Raw genomic sequence first — 430 nt, 5'->3', positions numbered from 1 at the left:
GCAAATCGTGCCTGTAGAAGTTAAGCAGCGCAGACAAACCTGCACTTTTGATACCGATGAGTATCCGAAGTCAGACGCGACATTCGAAGGTCTGCAAAAGCTTCGTCCAGCTTTTGACCGTGAAGGGTCTGTTACGGCAGGTAACGCTTCGGGCATCAATGATGGCGCGAGTGCAATCATCTTAGCCTCAGAGAGTGCAGTAGCGAAATACGGACTGACACCACTGGTAGAGCTAACGAGCTACGCACAGTCTGGATTAGATCCAAAGATTATGGGTTTAGGCCCAGTAGAAGCCGTTTCTAAAACGCTTGATAAGGCGAATCTCACTCTAGAAGAAGTAGATTTGTTTGAATTGAATGAAGCGTTTGCAGCACAAGCTCTTGGCGTAATGTACCAATTGTCAGAGCAGCATGACTTACCGCTTGATGAG

The 430-nt window shown here is 47.4% G+C and carries 1 pseudogene; it reads left to right on the top strand.

Going from position 1 to position 430, the window contains the following annotated elements:
* Positions 1-430 (top strand): annotated as a pseudogene (locus tag AB4486_RS22810) (acetyl-CoA C-acyltransferase); the annotation flags it as partial.

Origin of the sequence: Vibrio sp. 10N.222.55.C6, from assembly GCF_041473395.1 — a bacterium.
Taxonomy (GTDB): Bacteria; Pseudomonadota; Gammaproteobacteria; order Enterobacterales; family Vibrionaceae; genus Vibrio; species Vibrio crassostreae_C.
Note: the sequence above shows the minus strand (reverse complement) of the source record. Positions and strands in the feature narration are given on the sequence as shown.